A 4,905-nucleotide genomic window follows, 5' to 3' on the forward strand; every position below is an offset into this window, starting at 1 on the left:
TTGTGACTGTAACCATAAGTTTGCCATTTTTGAAACCATAACTTTGCCGCAGTAAGAGTTGAAAAGTAGATTATTACGTTTATTGGCTAAATAGAAAAAGTTGAGTTTTGAAATGATAAACTTGCCGAAAGTATAAAAATAAAGCATAAACCTGCCGAAAATAACGGTTTTTCTGTATGCTCAGCGACCAAGAGTTTGAAGACTGGTGTCGCCGCCTTTGTTTAACAGAGACGACAAAAGAGTTTGTGCAAAAAATCCGTTGTTCAGAACCTGTAAGGATTGTAGGTGGGGGAGCGAAAAATGTTTGCGGTAGCTATCCAAGCCGCAAAATGGGGAAAACAATTCAGTTTGAATCTCATAAAGTAGAACTGCCAGCGATCGTCGAATACGAAAATGACGAAGATGTTTTGGAATACTATGACCAACCAATTCGCTTAAGCCTATCATTCAAATCAAAGAGCGGACGTTGTGTGGTGACATCTCATACTCCTGATTTCTTGATCATACGCCGTAACTGTGTGGGATTTGAAGAATGGAAACCGAGCGAACGTCTCAAAACATTAGCTCAGAAACAACCCACACGCTATCAACAGAGCGAAGACGGTCAATGGCACGCTCCACCAGCAGAAACTAAAGTTCAACCACTTTTACTGTACTACCATTTACGTACAGATCAAGAAATAAACTGGATTGCTTACCGCAACCATCAGTTTCTGAAAGCTTATTTCAATCAAGAAAATACAGTTAACTCAGAGGTAAGAACAACGGTTGTTGAGTGCGTGAGAGCTAACCCTGGAATGACTCTGAAAGAACTATTAGAATCAACCAGTACCAATTGGGTAGACGATATCTATGCCTTGATTGCAACAAAGCAATTATATGTAGACCTCAAAGCAGCAGCTTTGAGTGAACCAGAACAAGTTCATCTTTTCAGCAGTCAACAGATGGCACTGGCATATAATGTCATGATTGCTCAAAGAATTTCTACCACTATCGCCAGCGGACAACGAATTGATGTGGCGGTTGGCTCAACCCTTGTTTGGGATGGGAAAAGTTGGTGTGTACTTCAAATTGGAGACACAAAAATTGCTCTCCAAAGCGAAAATGAACTGATTGGGTTAACTCATGCAAACTTTGATGCACTCATTGCACAAAAAGAAATTACTCATATTCAACCTAAATCTGCAAAAACAACAGAAATTTGGGAACAGCTAAAATGCGCCAGTCCTGAAGATTTGTCCGTGGCTAACTACCGCTATAAAATCATTGAGCCATATTTACATGGAAGACCGCCAATTAATAGTTCTGTACCTGAGCGGACAATCCGTAGCTGGAAATCCAGATTTAATAAGGCTCTTAATAATTATGGCTGGGGCTATATTGGTTTGCTACCCAATCGGGGAGACAAAGGAAATCGAGTAGACCGCTTTTCACCCGATACTTGGGAGTTCATCGACCGAATTATTGAACAGCATTATGAAAATCTCAAACAGCGAGGAAAACTGGCAACTTACGGTATTCTCGTTAGAGAGTGGGAAAAAGCAGGAAGAACAGACCCTTGCCCCAGTCGGATTACTTTTTGTAAGCGTATTAATCAACGAGATCCAGTACGGCAAACTCGCCAAAGACAAGGTAGTAGAGCAGCTTACCAAAAGAATCCTTTTTATCACGAATTAACGCTTTCCACGCCTAACCACGGCAGTCGTCCATTTGAAATCTGCCACATTGACCATACGGAATTAGATATTGAGTTAGTTTGTTCTCGCACTGGACGTTGTTTAGGCAGACCTTGGGCAACGATTCTTATTGATGCTTTCTCCCGCCGTATTTTTGCCATCTATTTAACTTTTGATCCACCATCGTATCGCTCTTGCATGATGGTGTTGCGAATTTGTGTGCAGCGACTTGGACGTTTTCCAGAAACATTAATAATGGATAATGGTGTAGAGTTTGGCAGTATTTACTTTGAAACTCTTCTGGCGGCATTTGCTTGCACAAAAAAACAACGCCCCGTTGCTAGTCCAAGATTTGGTTCGCTTATTGAACGTTTTTTTGGCACAACCAACACAGAATTCTTTTACAACCTAAAAGGCAATACTCAAATTACTAAACAGGTTCGCTTGGTAAATAAAGCAAATAACCCAAAAGTACAAGCTGTCTGGACATTGCCAGAATTATATGAATATTTTTGTGAATATGCTTATGTGATTTATGACTGTAGAGAGCATCCGGCGTTAGGACTCTCTCCTAATGCTGCATTTGAAAGAGGTCTTAATCAAAGTGGAATGCGCTATGGAGAAAAAATTTTAGATGATGAAAACTTTAAAATTTTTACCTTGCCTTCAACTCCGAAGGGAAGTGCAAAAATAATACCAAGAATTGGTATAAAAATTAATTCTATTTACTACTGGTCAATTGATGATTCCTTTCTTAATCCTGAAGTTGAAGGAACTCAAGTCCCAGTTAGATACGACCCATTTGATGTCGGGACTGCTTATGCTTATGTCAAAGGTAATTGGGTGCGGTGTATTTCTGAATATTACTCATCCTTACAAGGTCATTCAGAAAGAGAAATTCGACTTGCAAGTATTGAATTGCGCCAACAGAAAAATCAGTACAACCAAAAGATAACAATTAGGGCTAAGGAACTTGCACAGTATCTAGAATCAGCAGAAGCTCAAGAAACTTTACAGGCACAAAGATTGCACGATTTGGCTGCACTAGATATGCGTCAATTGCTGTATCAAAATAATATTAAACAGACAAAAACTTATCTTGATGAATATCCAATTAACATTAATACAAGCAATCCTACTGAAGTTTTATCACAAACAGATAAATTAAATATTTCAGCAATAGATTTAGAAAAAATTCAACCCCATACTCAAGAGGAGTTATGGCAATAAAATACAAACGTCTATTTCCTCAAGCACTCCTTACTCAATCATCAACCGAGCGGCTGAACTATTTTCAGGGGATTACAATTGGACATTTACGGTTAAAACAGGCTTTAGATATTTTGTTGATGAATCTTCAACAACCAACAGATATCTGTGTCTTGTTCGTTGTTGGCCCAGCAGGAGTAGGGAAGACTACTTTACGACTACGAACTGAAAAACTGTTAATGGAAGGTGCATTAGCATCTATGAACAGTAATATTTGTCAGATCCCAGTCGCAGGTATAGAGGCAATTGCTAATGAAGCAGGAAAGTTTAATTATAAAGATTACTACCTCCGGGTTCTAGAATCTCTAGAGAAAATCTCGCTCAATTCAATCACTACAAATAGTACATCAAATTATCAAAAGTATGCAAACACTCTTTCGGCTACATACTTTGCTTCCAAAAGTTCTGATACAGTGCGTCGTGCTTTAGAACAATCTATGCAACACCATCAATTAACAGCATTAATGATAGATGAAGCCCAACATTTGCTGATGGTTGCTGGAGGAAAACAAATGTTACATCAGATGAATTGGATAAAATCTATCGCTAATGTTACTGGTGTCGTACATATTTTATTCGGTACTTATGATTTACTCAACTGCTGTCACCTCAGTGGTCAAGTCAGCCGACGCAGCGATGATATACATTTACCTCGTTATTCGACAGACAACAAAGAGGATATAGCTGAGTTTATGAGGGTTCTCAGAACATTTCAGGCACATTTACCTTTGGTTGAAGAACCTTGCTTGGTAGAACAATATGAATATTTTTTGGATTACTCAGTTGGCAGCGTTGGTCTCCTCAAAACTTGGTTGACAAAAGCGTTACGAAACGCCTTGGCAGAGAATGCGACAACCCTCAATGCGAAGTATATCCAACAAAACGAATACTCAAAAGCACGACGGCAGCAAATTCAACAGGAAGCACAAGCTGGAGAGAAGCGATGGCACAACGAAGTTGCAACTGTAACACCCAGTTTGACCAATGAAGATGTAAGGCAACCATCTCAAATCAAAGGTCGTGTTGGGAAACGTCTGGCTAAAAGAGATCCTGTAGGAATTAATCTTGATGTTAGTTGATTATTATACCGAAGATGAGTTTTGGAATCTGGAAAAACCAACAATTCCACAACGTTGTCAATTATTTCCATTAGAGCCAATTGGTGTTGGTACGCTTTATATGGAGAGCTTAAGTGGATATATTGCTCGCCTTGCCGACTATCACACCATAACTGCTGAAGAACTAATTTTGTCTAAAATTGTTCCACTGATGGGGCACAAAACAAGCAGTGCTAGTTCCATCAACATCATTAATCATTTATTTGGAGTTCAAGATTCTTTAACTCCAGCAAGCCAAACCAGAGTTAACATTGCCACTACTCTAATTCAAGTTCTAGAAGAATTAACCCAGCGTCAAGATTTATCTTGTCTGTGGCCATTAAAGTGGGCAAGTATTTTTTTCGAGTTTAGCATTCTGCGCTTACATCAAGCTTGGTGCCCAGTATGCTATGACACCTGGCGTACCAATAATCGAGTAATTTACAATCCACTGCTGTGGTTAGTCAACACAATCAAGGAATGCCCTCACCATGAGCATCAGTCACTGATTGAGCAATGCCCTCACTGCCAGCAAGAGTTTCCACCATTATCAAGGTATTCTCGTCCAGGATATTGCTCAATCTGTCATCTATGGTTAGGTGGACTGCAACTCAATCAAGTAGTTAATGAAGAAACTGAAAGCGTTGACTTTTGGCGGCAACAATTGATAGCTCCGCTCTCTAATCAAAGCAATAAGCCTCTGTGGCAGTGTATGTGGTTCGATGATGTCGAAGATTTGGCTGCCAATACACCCTCTAACTTCCTACCACCCATACATCAAAACTAATTTTTCACCGAAACTTGCCCAGGCGTTTTGAAAGCATAAACGTGCCGCCCCGGCAAACTTATGGTTACAGTCACAA

The 4,905-nt window shown here is 39.7% G+C and carries 3 protein-coding genes; all 3 read left to right on the forward strand.

What is annotated here, in order from left to right; translation table 11 throughout:
- Window positions 1–176 precede the first annotated feature (176 nt).
- The 3 genes from ACEYW6_RS35770 to ACEYW6_RS35780 are packed head-to-tail and all read left to right on the forward strand — an operon-like array spanning window position 177 to window position 4,829.
- Window positions 177–2,906 (forward strand): TnsA endonuclease N-terminal domain-containing protein, encoded by a 2,730-nt coding sequence (locus ACEYW6_RS35770; protein WP_412983541.1) that lies wholly within the window; start codon window positions 177–179, stop codon window positions 2,904–2,906.
- Window positions 2,897–4,024, forward strand: a complete 1,128-nt coding sequence (locus ACEYW6_RS35775) for an ATP-binding protein (protein WP_412983542.1) — start codon at window positions 2,897–2,899, stop codon at window positions 4,022–4,024. Before ACEYW6_RS35770 ends, ACEYW6_RS35775 begins: the two co-directional genes overlap by 10 nt.
- Window positions 4,014–4,829: a TniQ family protein gene (locus ACEYW6_RS35780; RefSeq protein ID WP_412983543.1), complete on the forward strand. Its 816-nt coding sequence runs from the start codon at window positions 4,014–4,016 to the stop codon at window positions 4,827–4,829. The genes ACEYW6_RS35775 and ACEYW6_RS35780 overlap by 11 nt, the downstream gene beginning before the upstream one ends.
- Window positions 4,830–4,905: the final 76 nt, after the last annotated feature.

This window comes from Nostoc sp. UIC 10607, from assembly GCF_047228265.1.
Classification (GTDB): Bacteria; Cyanobacteriota; Cyanobacteriia; order Cyanobacteriales; family Nostocaceae; genus Nostoc; species Nostoc foliaceum_A.

Coding starts and splice junctions, on each gene's coding strand:
- ACEYW6_RS35770 (WP_412983541.1), top strand. CDS start 177: ATGCTCAGCGACCAAGAGTTTGAAGACTGGTGTCGCCGCCTTTGTTTA.
- ACEYW6_RS35775 (WP_412983542.1), top strand. CDS start 2,897: ATGGCAATAAAATACAAACGTCTATTTCCTCAAGCACTCCTTACTCAA.
- ACEYW6_RS35780 (WP_412983543.1), top strand. CDS start 4,014: ATGTTAGTTGATTATTATACCGAAGATGAGTTTTGGAATCTGGAAAAA.